General features: G+C 59.6%; 20 protein-coding genes. 12 read left to right on the top strand and 8 right to left on the bottom strand.

The window, feature by feature from the left end:
- Positions 1-60: 60 nt before the first annotated feature.
- The 8 genes from AXW83_RS22520 (at position 61) to AXW83_RS22485 (ending at position 10,003) form a co-directional block, all read left to right on the top strand.
- The gene (locus AXW83_RS22520; RefSeq protein ID WP_066617585.1) at positions 61-909 is read left to right on the top strand and encodes a class I SAM-dependent methyltransferase; all 849 of its coding nucleotides are present in this window, start codon (positions 61-63) and stop codon (positions 907-909) included.
- A 469-nt stretch (positions 910-1,378) separates the two neighbouring features.
- Complete coding sequence (locus AXW83_RS22515) at positions 1,379-3,310, top strand: glycosyltransferase (RefSeq protein ID WP_066617580.1); 1,932 nt, start codon at positions 1,379-1,381, stop codon at positions 3,308-3,310.
- Positions 3,307-4,743: a hypothetical protein gene (locus tag AXW83_RS22510; RefSeq protein ID WP_156640306.1), complete on the top strand. Its 1,437-nt coding sequence runs from the start codon at positions 3,307-3,309 to the stop codon at positions 4,741-4,743. The genes AXW83_RS22515 and AXW83_RS22510 overlap by 4 nt, the downstream gene beginning before the upstream one ends.
- Positions 4,740-5,516 carry a glycosyltransferase family 2 protein gene (locus AXW83_RS22505; RefSeq protein WP_066617576.1) on the top strand — a complete coding sequence of 259 codons (777 nt, stop codon included), beginning with the start codon at positions 4,740-4,742 and terminating at the stop codon, positions 5,514-5,516. The genes AXW83_RS22510 and AXW83_RS22505 overlap by 4 nt, the downstream gene beginning before the upstream one ends.
- Before the next feature lie 12 nt (positions 5,517-5,528).
- Positions 5,529-6,515 carry a GDP-mannose 4,6-dehydratase gene (locus AXW83_RS22500; RefSeq protein ID WP_082767541.1) on the top strand — a complete coding sequence of 329 codons (987 nt, stop codon included), beginning with the start codon at positions 5,529-5,531 and terminating at the stop codon, positions 6,513-6,515.
- A 6-nt stretch (positions 6,516-6,521) separates the two neighbouring features.
- Complete coding sequence (locus tag AXW83_RS22495) at positions 6,522-7,244, top strand: sugar phosphate nucleotidyltransferase (protein WP_066617574.1); 723 nt, start codon at positions 6,522-6,524, stop codon at positions 7,242-7,244.
- Positions 7,244-8,155 (top strand): NAD-dependent epimerase/dehydratase family protein, encoded by a 912-nt coding sequence (locus tag AXW83_RS22490; protein WP_066617572.1) that lies wholly within the window; start codon positions 7,244-7,246, stop codon positions 8,153-8,155. The genes AXW83_RS22495 and AXW83_RS22490 overlap by 1 nt, the downstream gene beginning before the upstream one ends.
- A gap of 162 nt (positions 8,156-8,317) precedes the next feature.
- The gene (locus tag AXW83_RS22485; RefSeq protein WP_066617569.1) at positions 8,318-10,003 is read left to right on the top strand and encodes a hypothetical protein; all 1,686 of its coding nucleotides are present in this window, start codon (positions 8,318-8,320) and stop codon (positions 10,001-10,003) included.
- A gap of 119 nt (positions 10,004-10,122) precedes the next feature.
- Here the strand turns inward: AXW83_RS22485 and AXW83_RS26780 are convergent, their stop codons facing one another.
- The 8 genes from AXW83_RS26780 to AXW83_RS22445 all read right to left on the bottom strand — a co-directional run bounded on the left by AXW83_RS26780 (position 10,123) and on the right by AXW83_RS22445 (position 18,336).
- Complete coding sequence (locus AXW83_RS26780) at positions 10,123-11,223, bottom strand: glycosyltransferase family 4 protein (protein WP_082767329.1); 1,101 nt, start codon at positions 11,221-11,223, stop codon at positions 10,123-10,125.
- Entirely contained in the window at positions 11,166-12,377 is a 1,212-nt protein-coding gene (locus tag AXW83_RS22475) for a glycosyltransferase family 2 protein (protein WP_066617563.1), read from the bottom strand. Before AXW83_RS22475 ends, AXW83_RS26780 begins: the two co-directional genes overlap by 58 nt.
- A complete protein-coding gene (locus AXW83_RS22470) occupies positions 12,365-13,465 on the bottom strand; it encodes a DegT/DnrJ/EryC1/StrS family aminotransferase (protein ID WP_066617561.1) in 1,101 nt (366 codons plus the stop codon). Before AXW83_RS22470 ends, AXW83_RS22475 begins: the two co-directional genes overlap by 13 nt.
- Before the next feature lie 44 nt (positions 13,466-13,509).
- The gene (locus AXW83_RS22465) at positions 13,510-14,121 is read right to left on the bottom strand and encodes a NeuD/PglB/VioB family sugar acetyltransferase (RefSeq protein ID WP_066617558.1); all 612 of its coding nucleotides are present in this window, start codon (positions 14,119-14,121) and stop codon (positions 13,510-13,512) included.
- A 69-nt stretch (positions 14,122-14,190) separates the two neighbouring features.
- Complete coding sequence (locus tag AXW83_RS22460; protein WP_168166135.1) at positions 14,191-15,075, bottom strand: rhamnan synthesis F family protein; 885 nt, start codon at positions 15,073-15,075, stop codon at positions 14,191-14,193.
- Between the two features lie 442 nt (positions 15,076-15,517).
- The gene (locus AXW83_RS22455; RefSeq protein ID WP_066617553.1) at positions 15,518-16,273 is read right to left on the bottom strand and encodes an ABC transporter ATP-binding protein; all 756 of its coding nucleotides are present in this window, start codon (positions 16,271-16,273) and stop codon (positions 15,518-15,520) included.
- 7 nt (positions 16,274-16,280) lie between these two features.
- Positions 16,281-17,213: an ABC transporter permease gene (locus AXW83_RS22450; RefSeq protein ID WP_236841743.1), complete on the bottom strand. Its 933-nt coding sequence runs from the start codon at positions 17,211-17,213 to the stop codon at positions 16,281-16,283.
- A gap of 130 nt (positions 17,214-17,343) precedes the next feature.
- Complete coding sequence (locus AXW83_RS22445; protein ID WP_066617551.1) at positions 17,344-18,336, bottom strand: IS481 family transposase; 993 nt, start codon at positions 18,334-18,336, stop codon at positions 17,344-17,346.
- Between the two features lie 927 nt (positions 18,337-19,263).
- On the opposite strand from AXW83_RS22445, the gene AXW83_RS22440 reads away from it, so the two are divergent.
- The 4 genes from AXW83_RS22440 to AXW83_RS22425 all read left to right on the top strand — a co-directional run bounded on the left by AXW83_RS22440 (position 19,264) and on the right by AXW83_RS22425 (position 21,470).
- On the top strand, positions 19,264-19,983 hold the full coding sequence (locus tag AXW83_RS22440; RefSeq protein ID WP_082767326.1) for an ERF family protein: 720 nt from the start codon (positions 19,264-19,266) through the stop codon (positions 19,981-19,983).
- Positions 19,983-20,615 carry a lambda exonuclease family protein gene (locus tag AXW83_RS22435; RefSeq protein WP_066617545.1) on the top strand — a complete coding sequence of 211 codons (633 nt, stop codon included), beginning with the start codon at positions 19,983-19,985 and terminating at the stop codon, positions 20,613-20,615. The genes AXW83_RS22440 and AXW83_RS22435 overlap by 1 nt, the downstream gene beginning before the upstream one ends.
- Positions 20,616-20,713: 98 nt before the next feature.
- Positions 20,714-21,076, top strand: a complete 363-nt coding sequence (locus AXW83_RS22430) for a hypothetical protein (protein ID WP_156640303.1) — start codon at positions 20,714-20,716, stop codon at positions 21,074-21,076.
- Between the two features lie 28 nt (positions 21,077-21,104).
- Positions 21,105-21,470, top strand: a complete 366-nt coding sequence (locus AXW83_RS22425) for a hypothetical protein (protein ID WP_156640301.1) — start codon at positions 21,105-21,107, stop codon at positions 21,468-21,470.
- The last annotated feature ends 31 nt before the right edge of the window (positions 21,471-21,501 follow it).

Genomic DNA, 21,501 nt, shown 5'->3' with positions numbered 1-21,501 from the left:
GGTCGGCGATGTGCCTCGGGGCAAGCACCGTCGGTCAGGATTAAGGCAGGTCGCCATTTTATGCCCAGCATCGATCAGACGATTGCATTGATATCGCCGACGCTGATGAAGAACCAGGACGGCTTCTGGGTGGGCAAAGGCACCGAACCCGTTTCCTATCCAGAAGAGTTTCATGGCGATTACGCTGCAATCGAGGCGTCGTCCTATTGGTTCGCGCATCGCAATCGGTGCATCAATTCGCTCGTCGAGCGTTTTCCACCCACGGGTCCGATCCTCGACATCGGGGGGGGCAACGGCATCGTGAGCCTGGCGCTTCAGCAGAACGGCTTCGACGCAATCGTGCTCGAACCCGGCCCGCAAGGCGCGGCCGCGGCGCGGATGCGTGGCCTACCGGTCATCAACGCGACGGTTGCATCGGCTGCAATTTCCGACAACAGCGTTGCGGCAATGGGATTGTTTGACGTCCTCGAGCACATAGCCGATGAGCCCGGCGTCCTGGCGGACCTTCACCGGGCCTTGATTCCCGGAGGCTGGATTTACATGTCGGTGCCTGCCTTCGGTTGGCTTTGGTCCAATGAAGACCAACTGGCGGGGCATATGCGCCGCTATACGACGCGCTCCGCAGCCGGGGCGCTACGAGTCGCGGGCTTCGAAGTTGTCCATACGAGTTTTATGTTCGCGCCGCTTGTCCTGCCACTCTTCCTGTTGCGTGCGATTCCCTCGCTATTTGGCCGCCTCAAAGGTCTCGGACGGTCGGTGTCGGACGATCACCATCTGCCCGACAACGTCGTCGGACGCATGCTTGCGAAAATGCTGGAGTCGGAACGACTGCGGTTGATGACCGGCGCGACGATGCCGTTTGGCACCAGCGTTGTAGCCGTTGCGCGGAAGCCGATGCTGCATGTGTGAGACGACGCGGCGGTCTTCCCGAGCAAGTCATTCAAACGCTGACAACCGCGGCGATCGGGTACAGTGCGTTCGTCGATAGATGCTACAGTGCCATCGGCGCTTAATACGATGCTGCATGTGTTCAACGGCTTCGTTGCGCTCAACACCGCTGACTGATCGGCAGCAATTCGGTGTCCAGGGCCCTCATGACCAGCCGGGCTTGCACGTTGCGTTGTGCCGTGCGACGGACTTGGTTTATGAGCATAAACCGTCCTTTGCTGTTCTGGGCAGCGGGCAGCGCTATTCAGGTCAGTCGCGCCATCGGATTGAAATAAACCAATAACGGCCCGCTCATTGCAAAGTTGCCCTCAACGGCCCAACATCGCCGCTATGATCGAGCGCGGCGTTTCTGATGGATTCGGCTAAATTGCACGCCCCAAGCCAATGGCCTGCGCCAAGCTGGACCAACCAGGCCCCTCATGATGGCCCATTGATCAGCGTAATCGTGGTGTCGTTCAATTACGGTCGTTACGTCGCCGCGGCTGTCGATTCAGTGCTGGCCCAGACTTATGGAAATCTCGAAATCATCGTCGTGGAAGGCGGATCGACGGACCTGGAATCGCGCAAGATCGTTGCCGCATTTGAACGCCCTCGCACCCGCACCCTCATGCAGGAAGAACCCAATCGGGCAGGTGCTAACCGCAATTTCGGAATTAGTCGTGCCAGAGGGCGTTATGTCTGCTGTCTCGACGCCGACGATACGCTCGCTCCCACTTATCTCGAAAAAGCTGTTTTCTTATTGGAGCGTCATGGCTACGATGTCGTCAGCAGCGCCATGCAGATGGTCGGCGAAGAGACGGGTATGCTGCCGATCCTTGAGCGGCCCGATCTGGCTGTGCTCGTCGAGGGCAACCATGTCCTCACCAGCGCCGTATTCCGCCGAGCCTATTGGCTGGCATCAGGCGGATTCAAGGACGTGGACAGGGCCATTTGGGGGCATGTCCACGAGGACTGGGCTTTCTGGACCCGCCTGGCTGCTCTCGGCGCACGATTCTATAACCTGCATCACGACCCGATGCTGCGCTATAAGGTTCATCACGGCAGCTTGAGCCGCAGTGTGGATGTCGCCCCCATGTGGCGCCAGCGGCAGCTGGTGCGCCAGATGAACGAGGACGTGCTTCAGCCGCTTGATGAATCCGTTGCATACTCGCGCAAACGAGCCAATCTGCGCCGGGGAACACCGCCGTTTCCTCCAACCGCGCTCGAACTGGCGCCGGCTTCCTCAGAGCCGCATCGACCAACCGTCCTCCTGGCCCTGCCCTACATGGTCATGGGCGGAGCCGAACGCCTGCTCGCGATCGTTGTCGGACATCTAGTCCAGACCGGCTGGCGGGTGGTCATCGTAACATCGCTGACCACAGCGGCCCATCAGGGCGACACCTCCCACTGGTTCGAGGCACATACGGCTGAAACCTTCCATCTGGCCAACGGAATGCCAAACGCGGTCTGGGAGGAGTTTTTGCATCATCTGGTGCGCTCGCGCCGGGTCGATCTGCTCTGGATCGTTGGCAGCGCTCTGGCTTATGATAGCCTTCGCAGTCTGCGCGCCGCTCACCCCGCGCTTCGTGTCGTCGATCTGTTGTTCAACACGGTTGGTCATACCGCGAACAACAGGCGTCGCAGGTTCCTGATTGATCTGAATCTCGTCGAGAATGCCGAGGTCGGCGACTGGCTTCTCGACCAGGGCGAGACGGCGGAACGTGTCTGCATGGTGAAAAGCGGCGTTGATACGGAGAGGTTCGCGCCTCTGCCACGTTGCCAGACGCTTTCGGATCGGATCGGTGCAGGGCCGGACGAACTTATCATCGGCTTTTCGGGGCGCTGGTCGGCGGAGAAAAATCCGCTGGCTTTCGTCGAGATCGCGCGGCTGGTCGATCATGGTTTGCCGCTGCGCTTCGTCATGACCGGAACCGGACCGATGCGAGAAGCGCTTCAGGCCGCCATTGTAAAAGCGGGTCTGCCAGCCCAGCGATTTCATCTGCTTGGGGAAGTCGAAGAGATCGTGCCGGTTCTGGCATCGTTTGATCTGCTGGTGCTTCCGTCGACCTTCGACGGGCGTCCGATGGTTGTTCTGGAAGCGCTGGCTCTCGGCGTGCCTGTACTGGCGTCGCGCGTCGGGGCCCTGCCCGAACTCATCGTCGAAGGACAGACCGGCTGGCTTTGCGCGGCCGGGGACGACGTCGCCTTTGCCCGCCGGATCGAGGCAGCCGCTCGAGACCGCGCCGGGCTACAGGCCATGCGCCGCCGGGCGCGTGAATTTGCGCAGACGCAGTTAGAGGTCAAGGCGATGCTGGATGCCTATGAAAACGGGTTGCGATCGGTTTTGCCGCGAGAGCAATGCGATCCAAGAGCGACAGCATGATCGACATCGCGCGGCTGCAGCGGCTGGCTGCCGCCCTATGGCAAGCTTCGAGACGCCCCAATGTCCACGGAGTCGTCCTCGTCAAGCGGCTGCTCAGCCGCGGCAGAGCAGCGGAAACCGCCTCGAAACATCTGGTAGACGCTCGTTGGTACGAGAAGCGCTATCCTGGCAGTCTCGGTCCAGGGGAAACGGCATGGCAAAATTATCTCGCCGACGGTGCGGCGAAGGGGCGCGATCCTGGGCCGCTCTTCGACACGCAATGGTATCTACTGCGAAACCCCGACGTTGCAACAGCCGGGATCAATCCGCTCCTGCACTATCTCGAACACGGGATGCATGAATTTCGCGATCCCAGCCCGCTTTTCGACAGTGTCTGGTATTTCTCGACCTATCCGCAAGCGAAGTTATCTGGTCTGGACGCCTGCAGCCATTACATGCTTCATGGCGCGGTCTTGGGGTATGATCCCGGCCCCTATTTCAGTACGAAATGGTATCTTGAGACATATCCAGAAATTGCAGCACTCGGCGAAAACCCGCTGCTGCATTACCTGCTGCGCGGCGCCGATCAGGGCCTCAATCCCAACAACGCATTCAACACCGTCGCGTATGTCGAATGCAATCCAGGCTATGGCGACAGCGGAAAGAACCCGCTCGTCTTCTTTCTCCTCGACGAGGAGAGGCGCCGTCAGGCCTGGATGAGGAACGAGGGACCAACGGCGGTTCCTCTCGGTCGCGAGACGATGGCCGAGATACACGCGCTGATCGAGCGTCTGGGCGACATTGAGCCCGATCTTCTGACGCTGCAAAGCGAGATTGAGGCCCTGCCTGTCCCCATGACCATTTACGACGAGACATCGGAAGCCTGGCGCGGGCTTTATCTGTCGCTATTTTCCATACCCAGGTCGATCGTTTTCGTCGGCTCTCTCGACGACACGCCAGAATTGGCCGATCTGGTGGCGAATGCGGACGATCTCTTGATCGTAGAGACGGACATGGCGACGATTCCCGGCGCGGAACATCTCCCTCGTGGGGCCGAATGGCGCGCCTTGTCGGAGTTCAGTTCGTCTCCAAATCTCGAACGCAACGTCGCGATCGCCACCGCGCTCGTCAACAACCTCCAACCGCGAGCCGTGCTGGTGTGGGGCAGCCGCGCCGGTTGGGAAATGATTGCGCGGCATGGCGCCGCCTTGCGACATAACACCAGGCTGTTCGCAACTTCAGCGTCGATGCCCGATGGCGAATCGATTGATACCCTGCACTATCTCAGTGCGCACATTCCTCTACTGAGCGCACTTTATGCACCTGATCCGCATCTGGTCGCGCTTATCGACAAAGAAGCAGGCCTGCCACCGGGTGAAAGGGACAAGCTTCGCAGTTATGGTGACTGGGCAGGGCCTGCAGATTTTCCGATGTCTGGCGGCCACGCTTCATGACCGAAATCACCGCCGTTCTCAATGTCCACGAGGAGGGCCGTCTTGCCCATGCCTCGCTTTTAAGTATCCGGCACGCACGCGACTTGGCCGCCGCCGCAGGCGTATCCGCCGAGATCATCGTCATTGCCGATTGCGCCGATGCGGCCACGCTAGACTACCTCGCGGAGCAGGACGATATCCGTATCGTCGAAACCGATGTCGACGACCTCGGCCTGGCGCGCAATGCTGGCGCGAAAGCTGCGCTAGGCCGGTTCATCGCCTTCCTCGACGGCGACGATCTTTGGGGACCCAACTGGCTGCTGCGTGCCTATGAGGCTGCGATTGCCGAGCCCAGACCGACGATCTGGCATCCCGAGGCATGCCTTTACTTCGGCGCGACGACCCGGCCCCGTTGGTTGATCCATCCCGATATCGAAACCGCCGATGGCGACTGGGTCACGCTGGGCGTTCGCAACCATTGGACGTCGTTGAGTTTCGGCGCATGCGATATCTATCGAAGGATACCTTACAGCAAAACCGACCTGACCGCAGGCTTCGGCTATGAGGACTGGTGCTGGAACGAAGAAACTGTTTCCCAGGGCTGTCTTCACAAGCCGGTGCAGGGGACGATCCACATGATCAGGGTCAGGGCCGACTCTCTCGTACGCCGAACTGTCGGAGCGAAAGCGCTGAGGACGCCCTCGACCCTGTTTCGCAGCCGCATCGGCTGGACTGCGCGGATCACCGCGGGTGTTGCATCGCAAGACGGGAACGGGCATGAGCAGCCGGTCTAGACGGGAATGAAAATGATCAAGGGACAACGAGTTCTGGTAACGGGAGCCGCGGGTTTTATCGGAAGCCATCTGACCGAGGCGCTTCTGCACGCCGGCGCGGATGTGACCGCGATGGTGCGCTATGGTTCGGCCTCATCGATCGGGAACCTCAGTTTCCTGCCGACTGATCTGCGCGCATCATTAAAAATCGTTGCAGGCAACGTCGAAGACAGTGATTTTGTCATCCGCGTCATGGAGGGGCAGGACATCGTATTGCACCTCGCAGCCTTGATCGCGATCCCGTATTCCTATGTCGCGCCACGTTCCTACGTCCGGACCAATATCGAGGGTACGCTCAACGTCATGGAGGCGGCGCGGCGCCTTGGGACGAAGCGTGTGGTGCATACCAGCACCTCGGAGGTCTATGGCACTGCTATCCGCACGCCGATCGACGAGGACCACCCGCTCCAGGCGCAGTCGCCCTATTCCGCGAGCAAGATTGGCGCAGACAAGATCGCCGACTCCTATTACCGCTCCTTTGACACGCCCGTCGTTGTCTTGCGGCCGTTCAATACCTTCGGCCCACGCCAATCAGGCCGCGCCTTCATTCCGACGATCATCTCGCAGGCCCTGGAGCGCGATGCGATCCACCTCGGCTCGCTGACGCCGGAGCGAGACATGACGTTCGTCGGCGATACTGTCGACGGCTTTATCCGAGCCGCCACGACGCAGGGTATCGACGGCGAAACTATTAATCTGGGAACGGGGGAAACCTTTACGATCGGCCATTTCGCGCACCGGATTCTTGGACTGATGAACGTCGACAAGCCGATCGTGCATGATGCGGCGCGCGATCGTCCGAGCAAGAGCGAGGTGTTCAAGCTCGTATCCGCCAATGCAAAGGCGGCTAGCCTGATGGATTGGCGCCCTAGAACGTCCATCGATGATGGGCTCAGAGCCGCCATCGACTTCGTTTCCGCGAATCGCGGGCTTTATTCACCTACTGTCTACACGGTCTGAGACGTCATGCAGGCAATCGTCATGGCCGGCGGCAAGGGATCCCGGCTCCATCCCTACTCGGCGATCTTCCCCAAGCCGCTTATGCCGCTTGGCGAAAAGTCGATCCTCGAGATCCTGCTGCTCCGGTTACGAGCGGCCGGCGTCACCGACGTCATCATTGCCGTAAACCATCTGCGACACCTCATCGAGGCGTTCTTCGGCGATGGTTCGCGTTTCGATCTCAAGATTAGCTACAGCGTCGAGGACAAACCACTGGGCACCGCAGGCCCGGTCGGTCTGCTATTCGACAGGCTTGGCGACGAATTCATCCTCACCAATGGCGACCTTCTGACGACGCTGGATGTCAGCGCTCTTCTCGCCGACCATCGCGCCCGCGGTGCCGACGCCACGATCGGTGCATATCGCCGGGAGCTGAAATCGGAATTCGGCCTGCTCGAGGTCGATGACAGCATGCGCATGACCGGATATCGCGAAAAGCCAACTTACGAACATCTGGTCAGCATGGGCATTTATGTGTTGCGGCGCGAAGCTGTCCGCCGATGGATCACGCCCGGTGACTATCTGGATATGCCGGTATTGATGCAGAGAATGCAGGAAGCGGGTCAGACCGTGCTCTGTCACAGCCAGGCATGTTTCTGGCTCGATATCGGCCGTCCTGCAGATTTCGCCGAAGCTCAGCGCATGATCGAAGATGATGCGCAGGCATTTGTGCCGGCCAATTCCGGCTGATGCGCCTTCTGGTCACAGGCGCTGGCGGCTTCGTCGGTCGACATGTCCTGGCAGCCGCCGCCGCGAGAGGCTGGCACGTCATGCGAGCCAGCCGTGCCGCGACCGCCGCAAATCCCTTCGAGATCGCGCTTGGCGCTGAATTTTGGTCGCGGTCGGATTTCGCCCGTGCGATCGCCGCATCGCGGCCGGATTGCATCCTGCATCTCGCAGGCGTAACCGGTGCGACTGACCGGCGGACCATGTTTGAGGCGAACACGCTGCTCGCTGGCGAGTTGCTCGCCGCCGCGGCTGAGCAAGCGGAGCCGCCCCGAGTGGTGCTGCTCGGTTCGGCTGCGGAGTACGGCTTTGTCGCGGCGGACGCTCAGCCCGCCGCGGAAAGTAGCGCCTGCCTGCCGACGACCGACTATGGCATCGCGAAATACGCCCAGACACTTCTGGGGCTGGCTGCAGCCGCGGGTGGGATGCCGGTGCTCGTTGCACGGCTTTTCAATCCGGTCGGAACGGGCATGCCGCCGCATCTGGCGCTGCCATCGTTTGCAAGACAGCTCATCGGTCCGATTGGAAACGAGGTCCGGATGAAGGTCGGCGATCTCGGTGTCAGCCGCGATTTCATCGATGTGCAAGAGACGGCCAGACTTCTGCTGGACCTGGCCGAATTGCCCAAATGGGATTGGCCTCTTGTCAACCTTTGCAGCGGCCGCGCGTTCGTCCTGCGCGACTTGCTTGATCAGATGATCGCCGCGAGCGGACTGCGCGTTGCAATCGAGACCAGCTCGTCGCTGCAACGTCCAGGGGGTATGCGGATCCTGACCGGCGATATCCGCCGCCTCGCGGCATTTGGACTTTCACCGAACGTACCGGACTTCCAGGCGCTGTTGCCGATGCTGTTGAAGGAAGCGCGCGGAGAGTGACGGCGCCTTCGTATATAGGTCAGCTACCACTCGGACGAGACGCGCGTCCATGCAATGAAGGTATGAAGGTCACTGGTCGAAATGAAGCTCGACGTCGCCAGCGCGCGCGGCACGATGCGTCTGCTGTCGTGACAAGAGAAGCAAGGGTTGGATGGATGCGCCATGGCGCTGATTAATGGGTCGGCGCAACGACTGCGCATCGGGCGCGAGGAGGCTGCTTTCGCCCTGGTCCCGGCCATCGTCCTATTTGCCTTGGCGATCCGCCTGCCGGTGGGCCTCGATCTCAGCGATGAAGCCTATTACGCGACCTTTATCGATGACTGGCTCAAGGGCGGCATCGCCTCCAGCACGCTCGACACTCTGCATCAGACGGCGGCTCTTCTGGTCTATCCTGCCGCAATCATGTTCTCCTGGTTCAAGGGTTCGAGCGAGGGGCTTTTTCTATTCTTGCGGGTTGTCTTCCTGATCGGCGCATTGGCTTCAGGAACACTCTGGATCGTTTTCTTGCGTCGTCTCGGCTGGTCCTGGCAAGCCTGGCTCAGCGGTGCTTGCCTTATCGCATATATACCCTTCGGCCTCCCGGCACCCTCCTATAATACACTCGGCCTGCAGGGCCTGATAATCGGGCTCGCCGGATATGGCTGCGGATCGCTGGCATCGATCGCGAGCGCGCAGCGCGGTTGGTTTGCCCTGTCGGTGGCAGCCTGGGGCGCCGCGACCATCGCTTATCCGCCACTGATCGTGCCGCTATTTGCGCTGTGCCTGGCAGACTTCCTCATATCGAAAGAGCGGACATGGCGCGGCGCCTTTCCCGTTTCAGCGGCGTTGACCGCTGCCGCCGGCTGGAGCGCAACAATTTTTCTCCTGTCGGCGCAACGGCTCTGGGATGGCATCGTCTATCTATCGCTGATCACCAGTTCGGATCAGTTTGGCCGCAAGATTTGGTTTACGATTGACCTCCTTCGTCTCAATCCGGCCTTTGCCAGCTTATGCGTTCTGGCGGCGCTGCTCGGCTTGGTCCGCAACCGGCTTGACCCAAGGCTCGTGGCGACGGCGATTACCGCCATTCTCCTATCGAGTTTGATCCTGACACCGGCGCTTTATGTCAGATCTCATGATGTCGTCGTGCTAATGGCCTTGTGCGGGCTTGGGCTCCTCGCAAAACTTCGCAAAGCATCCGATGCTTCCGACAGGCTCGTAGCAGTAATCTACGCAATATCACTCTTGGCCGGCATCGTCACGGCGGCAACTGCGTATAACAGCATCTATAATTTCTGCATCGGCGGCCTGCCGGCCGCCAGCCTGGCTCTGCTCGCGAGGGGACAAAGCCAAACACGGCATTGGCGCTGGTTTCAGACATTCGCGCTCGCTGCGTTTCTCGCCGCGATTCTATCCACGTCATTGCTGGTCCATTATGGCGAGTTGCCTGGCGCTTCCCGGCAGCGCATCCATCAGGGCTTCTTCGCCGGAATACATGCCAGACCGGACGACATCGCGTTGCTGGAGCAAGTGCGGCAGAGCATGAGGGCGCTGGCCAAGCCGCCAGCGTCGATCGTCGTCGTCTCACGTCTCCCAGGGATCGTGCTCGAAACGGGCGCACGGGTGAAGATGCGGACGCCGTTTCCCCTGGTGCTGAATGTCTCGGATTCTGGACTGGCCGCGACGTATCGCTTCTATGACGAGCCGCTCAATCGTCCTGAAGCGATCGTGATCTATGAAGACCGGTACTATCGCCCGATCACTCCGATCAGTCCCGGGCTCATCGCGTCATATACGAAAACGACGCAAGTCGAGGCCGGCCTTGGGCAGCTGTCGCTCCTCGTTCGGCCCAGAAACATCGCGCCATGATGCAATCATGCGACGGACACAGTCCGCACGCACGCAAGCCGTTCAGAACCAGCGGTAATGATTTGCTTGTCCTTTTCCGCGTGAACGGGCTCAGCTCTTTGTCCTCGCGCGAGAGTGCCCTAACCCGCCGGCAGGAATCGGCGATAGACCGCTTCATATGCATCCATCATTCGCGATCGATCGAACCGTTTCTCAGCCATGGAGCGCGAGGATGCCTGGATCACTGCAAATTCCATCGGGTCGGCAAGCCATCGAGCCAGCAGATCCGTTATCTCGATATGCCGATCTGGCGCGAGCACGAAGCCATTGACGCCGGGAACGATCAATTCCGGGATGCCACCCACCGGCGCACCGATCACCGGAACTCCACACCCGTTCGCTTCCATGATCACGTTCGGGCGGCCATCAAGCTTCGAAGGAACGACAAGGACGTCGATCTCCGCCAGAGCTGCGGCCGATGATTCCGCGAAACCTTCGAAAACGATCGTCTTGGAAGCGGAGCTCGACGCAATCCGCGCGGAAACCTGCGCTGCCATCGGGCCTTCACCATAGATCCGGAATCGCAGTTCCGGAATGACCTGATGGAGCCGCTCCGCCAAATCGACGAAACCCAGCGGGTTCTTCTCGGGCGACATCCTGCCAAGGTAACCTACGACGAAGGGCTTCTGGCCTGGTTCGCCCTCTAGATTTGTCGTCGGGCTGAAGCGACCGAGATCGATACCGCTTTCGATCACATGGATCTGCGCGTCGGCTTTCGCGGTATTCGAAGCGATGAAGCCACGCATATCCTGACTTTCAACGACGACCGCGTCGAAGCATTTTTCGTAGAGGAAATGGTCGAGGCTATGCGCTGACCTATTGTAAAGCGTATCGATTATCTTAACAGAGGGATTAATCTCTTTTACATATGGAATCTGACAGTAAGCAGATGGAGCGCCGACCTGTAACAGGAGTTCGATTTTAAAGTTTGCGACAATTTCTGAAATGAAGTTGACCGACTTCGAGATTTTTAGGCCTCTCATATCGATAAGCCGCTGGTCAGACCGAAAGTCCTCGGCGGCATCGGCAGTGTAACCGCCGCTGCCCTGCTCGAGAACGGCTATGAAGACGTCAATGTCACGCTGACGCATTTCACGCAGTATCGCCAGCTGCAGACTATCGTTTACCGTAAACGGGAGAAGCGCGAGGACAGCAGGGCGGAAAGACGTCGAGCCTGCCATTGCAATGTCCTTTTTTTCGTATTTTCGCAGAATAGTTTGAGTTCAGAAAGCTCGTCTAACGCAGAATGCAATGATTGTCGTATCTCTTCTATCGCGGCATCTTTCGAATGTGAGTGAATTTGCCATTCCTTTGAATTATTGAACCAGAAGTCCCGAGCTTCCATAAGATCCTGTACTTGGTCGCTATTCAAAGTTTTGCGCTGTGACATCGCCAGACATCGCTGACCGATCGACATCAAGGCGGGATCGTTGTCGCGATCGGCCAGAAACTGTCTGAACGCCTGGAAGTTTCCCATCGAAGGCGTTGTCAGCATCATGCCGACAAGCCGATGGGCTTCGACACGTGGCAGTGAGCTCAGAAAATCATGGCTTGAGACCCAGTCGATCATTCGTTGAACCGACAGGAGCAACGAGCGCTTTTCCGCAACGGGATAGAGATTGCGCAGTGTTGCGTAGGTCATCTCCAAGAAAGTGGTTACGGGATCGCCATGTGTCACGCCGCTGGAAGTAAGGCGCAAATAGGTCAGGCGTTCCGGAATGACACCAAAACGGCAATCATGGCGCAATGCACGCGTCCAGAGTTCATAGTCAGGCGCTCTGACCATCGTCGGGTCGTCGAGTCCGATCCGGATATGGGCTTCGCGAAGGATCATCGTCGATGACCGGCACAGCGGATTTTGCCCCACCCAAGTATCGACTGTGTTGAGGTTCAATCGTCGATTGCAATAATCTTCCACTTCCTGCCGTTGCGGATGTGGGTCGCCATTCACGTCAACTGCGTTGACATATGTTCCGACGATGTCGAGGCGATGATCGGCTTGTGCCAGATCGAGTTGAACTTGCGCCTTGCCTGGCGCGATCCAGTCATCCGCATCGAGATTGACCAGCCATTTGCCGCGCGCTGCTTCGACCGCCCGGTTGTAGCTCCAGGCACCGCCCATGTTGCGGTCGTTGACGAAAAGCCGGATACGCGGATCATCGAAGCTGCGGATCACCTCGCGGGAGCCGTCCGACGAGGCATCGTCGACCACTACGATCTCGAAATCCTGGACAGACTGCTCCTGGATGCTGCGGAGCGTCTGACCGATATAGCATTCGTAGTTATACGAGAGCACGATGTAGGACAGCAGTGGGGCAGCGCTCACGGCAGACATGACACGACCCGCCATACGTCCTCTTCAGACAGTTCGTCGTGGAAGGGCAACCCGATGACACAGGGCGCCAGCGCGTCCGTTCCCGACAGATCGCAACGCGGCACGTCCGCAAAGGCAGGGTGACGATGGCAGCCCAGCCCCCACCAGCGCCGCCATTCGATGTCGGCCTCCGACAGCCGCGTTAGGGTCGCCTCGACCTCGTCCGGCGGGATGACCGCATTCAGTGTCATCGTCACCCAATCTGTGCCGGCGCCAATCTGAAGCCGCGAGCGCTTGTTGTGAAGCAACTGACGGTATGTCGCGGTCAGCGCCCTTAACCGCTCGATTTGCTCCGGCAGGCCATCCAGTACGACGAGACCGATCGCGGCTGCATATTCCGACAGGCGATAATTGCCGCCGCGAACCGTCGACACGCGCTCCTGGCCAACGAAGCCGAACCCGGTCATGCCGGTCATCCGCTCGACCAGCGCCTGATCCGAGGACAGGATTGCACCGCCTTCGCCGATGCCCAGAACCTTCGTCGCGTGCAGGCTGACACAGACGGGCTGGAGACCAATCCCCGATAGGGCAGTCACCGCCGCCGCGGCATCGAAGACCACCGGGATGCCGTGCCGATCCTCGAAGGCGGCCCATGCCCTCAGATCGGGAGGGGCGCCAAATGCGCTGACCACGAGCACGGCTGAAGGCGCCTGCGGCAATTCAGTCAACGCGGCTTCGGCTATCGCCGGCGTCAGCACCAGCGTATCGGGATCGACTTCGAGCAGGTGCGGCGTCAGTCCGGCGTTGCAGACGGCATGCGCACTTGCGATGAAGGTAAAGGCCGGCATCAGACACAGGCCTGCTCCGGGATTGGCCCTGGCGCGCAGTGCGATCTCGATCGCGGCAGTCCCGTTGCAGGTCAGTGTGACGCCGCCAGCTCCGGTCAGCGCGCTCAGGCCGTCGGAGAATTCACGGCTTAGCGGGCCGTGATTGCTGTATGTGCGGGCCGCGTCGATTCGGGCGATGTGGGGTGCAATTGCCGCGACATCCGGCAATCGAGGGATCAATACCCTGATTTTGCGGGCATTGATCGGTCCACTGGTCTGCATAGGGAAGCCTCCGAAGATACCAATCCGTGTTTGATGGAGTGGCGTCAACTCCGATCGGGTCGATGGCTTCGCGCCGGCACGCCGACGACCGTGTCGCCCGCGGCCACGTCTCGGATTACGACAGCTCCCGCACCGACGACGGCCCAGGCACCTATCCTGCAGCCAGGAGCAACCTTGGCTCCGATGCCGAGACTCGCTCCTTCCTCGATGATAACGCCTCCGGCCAGCGACACCGCCGGTCCGAGGCTCACGAATGCGCCGATCGTACAATCATGGGCGATCGTGCAGCCCGGATTGATCAAGGCGTGGGAGCCGATGGCGACATCCGTCGTGGCCGAACACGGACCCAAAACCATAACGCCGTCACCGAGCAAAACATTCGGACCCAGAACCGCTGCCTGATGCAGCGCCGTAGTCCAGCGAGCATCAGCTAACTGAGCCGCCAGCCTGGCGCGTGTTCGTCCATCGCCGATGGCAATAACAAAGCATGGGTCGGGCTCGTCCCGCGCAAAATGGTCGCGAACCGGCAAACCGCGCAGGATGCCGGTCGTGTATCCAGGCTCGACGCAAAACCCCGTGACCGTGTCACCGGCGCTTTCAAGCACGGCAAAGACCTCTCGCGCCAATCCTCCAGCCCCGCAAATGAAGATGCTCATCGCCCTCAATCTCGAAACGACGACGTCGTCGCTTGAAACATTATGTGATACTGTCGTGCCCGCATCCGTTCAATCCAACAGACGCCCGCGCAAATCCTTGACGAGGAAGCCTTTCGATCTTGCAGCGATCGTGAAACAGCGTTCGACAGCGTGGTGTAGGGTTCCGTCGAGTTGATGTGCTTCTGCCTCGAAATCCTCCGGTGCCAAATGCAGGCTTCTCAGCGCGGAAAAAGCCGAGGGCCTGAACCAGAACATCGAACCCTCGAAAAATCCGAGCTTGACGCTGTCGGCCGCGCCCATCCGTTCTGCGACGCTGCGTACCCTTTCCTCGTTGTCCATCCAGTAGAGCGGGTCGGATCGGAAACAGTCTCGCCAACCGACCATGCCGATCAAGGCATCCTCAAAGGCGCTCAAAGCCCGGAATGTCGCGTGTTGCTCGCCGCACAGCATCGCAAACAAAAGCTTGCGGCGGACCTCGCCGTCTCGCAGATGCGGGCTTCGTTTGGTGTGAAGCTTCAGGACAGCGTCATAGCGGTCCAGCGCACCGGAATTCAGGACCGTCAAAAACGGCGCTATGTCGCGGCCGCGATTCTCGCAGGCGTGAAGAACGATGTCGGGAAGGCCGCTCACCAGAGCATCGAGCTCGCCCACCTTGTCAAATGGTACGGTCAGGTGCAGCGCAACCCGCGCATCGAGAACCTTGCGCGCATCCAGAATTTCAGGAACGATATCGAGGTAATACACATGCGCGAGAATTGCGAGGTTCAGGGAGGGGCGCCTGGAATGGCCCCCAATTTCTGCAAATCCGCTCCGAACCCGCCTACCCCATGGCGAAACGAAAAGCCGTCCGAGTGTGTTGGCCGCGATCTTCTGCCTGATATGCTGCAGGATCGCACGTGCGCGGATATGCGCAGGATAGCCACGTCCCCGTCCGGTTCTAAATTTTTCGAACACGATGCCCGCCCTTTTTAGACTACCGACCGATGGTCAAGAGTCTCGGTGCAAGGCCTTGTTCCAAAGCCGCTAGCTTCGTTCTGAAGCATTTCATCACTGAAATTGCCTGAATCCGCACTATGGCTTTCATTCGAAATTTCGCTCCGGGCCGAACACCAAAAGGGTTGTTAGCGTCTAACCTCCGCCCCACGATTTTAAAAGCGTCATTGTGGTAATTCACGTCAGGCGTCGCGGGTTCTCAATATGCTTTCGTAGGCCAATGACGAAAGCTATGATCTTAGATGTCGTTGTTCTAGGCTTCCGGCAGAGCTCGGCGCGATGCGATCACTCTTGGCGACGAGGGCAACCGGGGCACCTGGGCGGCGGCTAGCATAGGTTACGTAAAAGTCTACGCCAGAGACACGCTTTACCACCTTAATCAGTTCGCTGACCGAGTAGCCGCTCAAGCGGCGCCATCCGCTGCGTATGCCGCAAGGACCTCATCGGGCGCGCCATCCATCATCAGCTTTCCGCTCTTCATCCAGAGCGTGCGGTTGCAAAACCGTTTGATCGAATTGCTGTCATGGGAGGCCAGGAACATGATGCTCGCCTTCTGGATCATCGTGCGCAGCCGCTGCTCGGCACGCTCCGCGAAAGCCGCGTCGCCAACACCGATCACTTCGTCGAGAATCAGGACATCGGGATGAACCGCGGTGCTGACGGCAAAGGCCAGCCGCAACATCATACCGCTGGAATATGTGCGGATCGGCAGCGACAGGAACTCGCCGAGTTGGCTGAACTCTTCAACGTCGGGAATTATCGCTTCCGCCTGCTGATAGTCCAAGCCCAACATAATGCTGCGCATCTCGATGTTGTCATACCCCGTGGCGTCGGTATCCATACCCATTGAGAGGTCGATCAGCGAGGCGATGCGGCCTTCGATCGTGGCGTAGCCCGAAGTCGGTGGGTAAACGCGGCTGAGTACCCGCAAAAGCGTCGTCTTACCGGCGCCATTTCCACCGACGAGCCCGATCCGGTCACCGTCTTTGGCCTCGAAGCTGATCTCGTTCAGCGCTTTGACCAACTGAATGCTGCTGTCGCGATCATTTTGAAGGCCCCCGCCGACCGTTCGCCTCAAAATCTCGCTCTTGAGTGCGCGGCCGCGCGAATTATAGACCGCAAGCTCGACACTGGCCTTGTCCAAAACGATATGAGCCATGATGCCCTCAGAGCCAGTAGACGACGCGGTGCGAGTATTTGCCCGCGAATGCCAGGCTAACCAGCCACCCGAAGATCAGCAGGCCAAGTAAAATGAGATAGGAGGCCAAACTCGGCAAATTTCCGAGCAGCGGCTCACGCATAACATCCAACATGCTGGCAAACGGGTTCAAAATGAGCACCGGATGGTCGACGCGAAGCTGCGACGGCTTGAAAACAACCGGAGAGACAAAGAATGCGACTTGCATGATGCTCGCTATGATCTGCGGGATGTCACGAAAGCGCGCCGAGAGGATCGCAAGCAGATAGCCAGCCCATGCCAGATTGGCTAGCACGAGCAGCGCCCCCGGGATGAACAAGATGATGTGCCAGTTGATCGGTGACCCATAAATCAAGAAAACAATCGGCAAGATAATAATATTATGGGCAAAAACAAATATATTGCGTGAAATGGTTCGAAGAAGATAAGTAAATCGTGGCAACGCAATCTGTCGAATGATACTGTCGTTTTCGGTGAAGCTCGAGCAGCTTTCGGTTATCGTCTGTGAAATCAGTCCCCATAATACGAGCCCCGTGCCGAGATGCGGTAGGTAGTCAGCCATGGACGTGCCGAACAGCGATGCATAAACCGCTCCCATTCCAAAGATCATGACCGCCATGCTAAGCGTGAGCCAAAGCTGGCCTACGCGGGAGCGTCGGTAGCGACGGATCACATCGTTCTTGGCCAGCATCCACCACATGCGCCAGGCGCCGAGGCCTCCAAGGACGTCGGCAGCCCCTCGTATTACCAAACCCATGTAAATTTTCCCGGAGCCCTGCTTCTCTTGAGCATTCCTGACGGTCGTTCCAATGCATGGACGCGCGAGCATTGGCAAGCCGCCCCCTGTTGCGCGGATATCTCCACTTGCAGCTCCTGTAGGTGATTGGACGAAGTAGATCAAACGGTCGCAGTCCGGGCGAAATTTAGTCCCTGGCTGAGTGGCGTCGCAGCGGCATCTTGGTCGAGCGCTTCGACATAGATCCGCTGTCCAGAGCGTTTCTGGACTCGCGAACATGCACTGTGCCGCGTCGCTAGATGTTTAGTCCCGGCATTTGCTGGAGCGGATTGAGGTTGAACTTTTCGGGCTCGATCGTCCAGCGTTTGCAGATGAACTCGTAGGGCGTGAGGCCTTTGAGGGTCTTGAGCCTGCGGCCGAAGTTGTATGCCGCGACGAAGTCGGCGAGGTGGCGTTCGAGCTGCGCGTGATCGTCGTAGTGGTAACGTTTGACGGTCGCTTCCTTGATCGTGCGGTTCATCCGCTCGACCTGTCCATTGGTCCAGGGGTGCTTCGGCTTGGTGGTCCGATGGTCGATAACGGCTTTGGCGCAGGCGAGTTCGAAAGCGTGGGCGCGGAAGAGTTCTCCGTTCGCCATCGCCTCCTTGATCAGCGGCACGGCCGAGCCGCCAGCGCCGGGCGTCGTGAAGTGGATGCCGTTGTCGGTCAACACCGTGTGGATCTTGTAGAGGACCGCTTCGATCAACCGCCGGAGGAAATCGCCAGCCGTCCGCTGCTTGGCTTCACGATGAAGCTCGACGAAGGCGAACTTGCTGGTCCGATCGATGGCGACGAACATATAAAGCCTGCCTTCGGCGGTCCGCACTTCGGCAAGGTCGATGTGGCAGAAGCCGATCGGGTAGCTCTTGAACTTCGTCTTCGCGGTCGTCTCGCCTTCGACTTCTGGCAGGCGGCTGATCCCGTGACGCTGCAGGCAGCGATGCAACGATGACCGCGTCAGCATCGGGATCGTCGGCTGCAGGGCGTAAAGGCAGTCGTCGAGTGGCCGCAATGTGTGCCGCCGAAAGGCGACGATCACCGCTTCCTCTTCGACCGTCAGCACCGTCGAGGTCGGGTTCTTCGGCCCTGTCGGCACATCGGCGACCGAAGTGCGATTCTTCCACTTCGCGACGGTCTTCTGGTTGATGCCGTAGCGCTTCGCCAGAGCCCTCAGGCTCTCTTGACTATGCTGTATCGCTCGACGGACCGCCGATGTCGTTGTGGCGCTCCCGTGGTGAACCTGGCCCATAGCGCATCCCTCGATTCAGGCGTCGAGATTGCACCATCAAAGCCCGGGATCAAACATCTAGCGTGAGTCGCAGGCCATCGCGCGGATCAGAGGCACGACGCCCCCATTTGGGGCGATGGCCAGATTGTTATAATTCAGATCTTCGACGTCGAGCCTTGCGATCAGAAAAGCGGTCTCTACGGCGCACTTTCAACAGATGGTTTCACAGAGCGACGTCGACTTTCTTCTCGGCAGCGATTTGAATTTATTGCTCGCCGCCGCAGTTGCTGACTTGGCGAGGATCAGTAGCATCGCGTCCCGCGTGTCGGTAGGACGGCGAGCTTGCGACCCGTCCTGATAACGTCTGAACCGAGTAGCACGCCGCCTTGGCCTCTAAGCCAACGAGCCGTTGGGCCTGCGGCCGTCGTCTCGCCCATGCCGGCGATGAAATTAAGAGAATCGGCCCTCGCGCACACAATTTCTGGATAGCCCAAGACGCTCCAGAGCTGAGCTCGAAATTACAGGTGTTTTGACGAAATCTGCTACCCATAATTCCGCCGTCAATGCGCCGACAGGCCAGGCAGATGGCGGCACGCCGTTATCTAGATTTCAAGCAAAATCGACTTGTCTGCGCGGCGACGCGGAGCTATTTGTGCAATTGTAAATTAATGGCGAGAATTGAATTGAATCCAAAAACCGTCATCAACTCCCCACGATATGATACAGTACTTCAACAGGCGACGCTAATCTCTAATGGTTGTTAACTCGCTTGATCCTCTATCTGTCAGACTCCTGCTGCGACAGGTGATTACCCTGTTAGGGTGATCGGTTTGCGTCGCCGTTCGAATTAAAAACTTCCCGATTTTTGCTTTCTACCGGACTGTTCCTAGGGTGAGCCGATGACGCACGACTGACAAATCAACCCTTGTGACGACATGGAGAAAACCAATGACAAGACCGGCCTGCAGTAACCGGCTGAGTGATGCCCCCTCATCCATCCCGCCACAAGCACTGAGCTTGCTAAGCGCTGCCTTGGCCCGCGGTGCGGATAGCGAGATGATGGAGCGATTGATCGGGTTCCACGAGCGCGCTGAGGCCCATGAAGCCCGCAAGTCGTTCGAGAAGGCCCTGGCCGCAGCCAAAGCCAAAATCCCAGTGATTGCCAAGAACCGTCAGACGATGCTGGGCCGGCAGCCCTATCGCTATGAGGATCTGGCCGAGATCGCCCGCACGATCACTCCGATCTTGACCAGGCGTGGGCTTTCCTACCGCTTCCGCTCGCATAGCACAGGCGCGCTGGTCACGGTGGTCTGCGTGATCTCGCACCGCGATGGCCACAGCGAAGAGAACAGTCTCTCGGCCAGCCCCGACGAGAGTGGGGAGAAGAACAGCATTCAGGCGATCGGCTCGACGCTGACCTATCTCCAACGGATGACCCTGAAGGCTGCTTTGGGTCTTGCCGCATCCGACGACGATGACGGTCAGGCCGCTGGTGCATGCACCGCGATCTCACGACAGCAAGCGCGCGAGCTGCTGGACCTGGTCGAGGAGGTCGGAGCCGACAAGGATGCGCTGCTGCATTTCTTCCAGATCAAGGGCGTTACCGACTTACCGGCCGCGCGGTATCGACAGGCGCTCTCCATGCTCAACTCCAGGAGGAGCAACTAATGAGCGACGAACTTCAGACCATCACGTGTGAGCAAGGCTCGCCGGAATGGGCCCGCAGCCGGCTTGGAACCCCGACGGCCTCCGAGTTCGCCGCCATCCTGACCAAGGGACGGGGCGGCGCCGAGAGCAGAACCCGCCTGAGCTATCTCTACAAGCTCGCGGGCGAGCGCCTGACCGGCGAGCCGATGGAGACGGTCAGCTCCTTTCACATGGAGCGCGGCAAGCTAATGGAGGACGAGGCCCGCAGCGTCTACAGCTTCGTCACCGGTAGGGCTTGCGAGCGCATCGGCTTCCTTCGCCGCGGCCGGGCCGGTGCCTCGCCTGATGCCCTGATCGGCCATGACGGCCTGCTTGAGATCAAGACCAAGCTGCCGCATCTGATGGTCGAGACCATCCTGCGCGGCGAGTTCCCGCCCGAGCACAAAGCGCAATGTCAGGGGCAGCTGTGGATAGCGCAGCGCGAATGGATCGACATCGCGGTTTATTGGCCAGGAATGCCGATCTTCATCACCCGCGCCAGCCGGGATGAAGCCTATATCAGCGAGTTAGCTGACGCGGTCGATGTCTTTAACACCGAGCTAGATCTCACCGTCAAACGGATCAGGTCCTATGGCCTGGCCAAGGCCGCCTGATGTCTGGCCAATCCTCACCCGGCGCGGATCCCGCAGTGCCCCCGAAGCGGGCCCCCTCGCCCGCACGCCGCGAGTTCTCTCGGGCCCAGAAGGTCGAGATGATCAAGCGCGCCATGAGGGACGCGGGCCAGATTATCTGTGAGGGCTGCGGGCTCAATGTCGCGGGCAAGGTGATCGAGTTCGATCACATCGTCCCGGAGGCTCTCATCCTCGACAAGAGCGCCGAGCTCTCCATCGCCGACGGCCGCGTCCTGGGGCGCGACTGTTGTCATCGTGGGCCCGGCGGCAAGACGGCCCATGACCTCGCTGACATTTCCGAAGCCAAGCGGCGCGAGGCCAAGCATTTTGGCATCCGCAGCCGGGCGCGGCTCAGGACGGCGGGGTTTGCAGCGCCCGAACCGCAGCGATCTGCTTCCCGCCCTCTCGCCAAACCCGCCGCCTGGCGCCGCGACGATCTGTAACTCATGACCTCCATCAGGAACGCCAGCCATGACGACCGCATACCCTTCTGCTCATAGCCAATGCACCCTTGGGCGTTGGCCTATCCTCGGCGCCCTGCCGCTGACGGTATCCCTCCCTGCCTGCACCACCCGCAGGGTGATGAACTTCAGCCGCCTTGACGGGCGCTCCGATGCCACGGCCTTGGCGCAGTTTCAGCAGGACGATGCGATCTGCAAAGGCGAAGTCGCCAAGGCACAAGCCGTGGCGGCGCCGATCTATATGGGCCACAACCTAGCCGATGCGATGGAAGCCGGGATGCTGGAAGGGCAGCGCAATGTTGCACTCCGGCAGATCATGGCCGGCTGCATGGCCCAGCGCGGCTACTCCATGACCATGGTCAACGTCGCACAGTGATGACCCGCGCCATGATGCGTGCTTCCAGGCC

Source organism: Bosea sp. PAMC 26642 (assembly GCF_001562255.1).
Classification (GTDB): Bacteria; Pseudomonadota; Alphaproteobacteria; order Rhizobiales; family Beijerinckiaceae; genus Allobosea.
Note: the sequence above shows the minus strand (reverse complement) of the source record. Positions and strands in the feature narration are given on the sequence as shown.

Coding starts and splice junctions, on each gene's coding strand:
- AXW83_RS22510 (WP_156640306.1), top strand. CDS start 3,307: ATGATCGACATCGCGCGGCTGCAGCGGCTGGCTGCCGCCCTATGGCAA.
- AXW83_RS22455 (WP_066617553.1), bottom strand. CDS start 16,273: ATGGCTCATATCGTTTTGGACAAGGCCAGTGTCGAGCTTGCGGTCTAT.
- AXW83_RS22495 (WP_066617574.1), top strand. CDS start 6,522: ATGCAGGCAATCGTCATGGCCGGCGGCAAGGGATCCCGGCTCCATCCC.
- AXW83_RS22435 (WP_066617545.1), top strand. CDS start 19,983: ATGAGCGACGAACTTCAGACCATCACGTGTGAGCAAGGCTCGCCGGAA.
- AXW83_RS22505 (WP_066617576.1), top strand. CDS start 4,740: ATGACCGAAATCACCGCCGTTCTCAATGTCCACGAGGAGGGCCGTCTT.
- AXW83_RS22465 (WP_066617558.1), bottom strand. CDS start 14,121: ATGAGCATCTTCATTTGCGGGGCTGGAGGATTGGCGCGAGAGGTCTTT.
- AXW83_RS22440 (WP_082767326.1), top strand. CDS start 19,264: ATGACAAGACCGGCCTGCAGTAACCGGCTGAGTGATGCCCCCTCATCC.
- AXW83_RS22490 (WP_066617572.1), top strand. CDS start 7,244: ATGCGCCTTCTGGTCACAGGCGCTGGCGGCTTCGTCGGTCGACATGTC.
- AXW83_RS26780 (WP_082767329.1), bottom strand. CDS start 11,223: ATGGCAGGCTCGACGTCTTTCCGCCCTGCTGTCCTCGCGCTTCTCCCG.
- AXW83_RS22430 (WP_156640303.1), top strand. CDS start 20,714: ATGATCAAGCGCGCCATGAGGGACGCGGGCCAGATTATCTGTGAGGGC.
- AXW83_RS22425 (WP_156640301.1), top strand. CDS start 21,105: ATGACGACCGCATACCCTTCTGCTCATAGCCAATGCACCCTTGGGCGT.
- AXW83_RS22475 (WP_066617563.1), bottom strand. CDS start 12,377: ATGTCTGCCGTGAGCGCTGCCCCACTGCTGTCCTACATCGTGCTCTCG.
- AXW83_RS22485 (WP_066617569.1), top strand. CDS start 8,318: ATGGCGCTGATTAATGGGTCGGCGCAACGACTGCGCATCGGGCGCGAG.
- AXW83_RS22500 (WP_082767541.1), top strand. CDS start 5,529: ATGATCAAGGGACAACGAGTTCTGGTAACGGGAGCCGCGGGTTTTATC.
- AXW83_RS22520 (WP_066617585.1), top strand. CDS start 61: ATGCCCAGCATCGATCAGACGATTGCATTGATATCGCCGACGCTGATG.
- AXW83_RS22470 (WP_066617561.1), bottom strand. CDS start 13,465: ATGCAGACCAGTGGACCGATCAATGCCCGCAAAATCAGGGTATTGATC.
- AXW83_RS22445 (WP_066617551.1), bottom strand. CDS start 18,336: ATGGGCCAGGTTCACCACGGGAGCGCCACAACGACATCGGCGGTCCGT.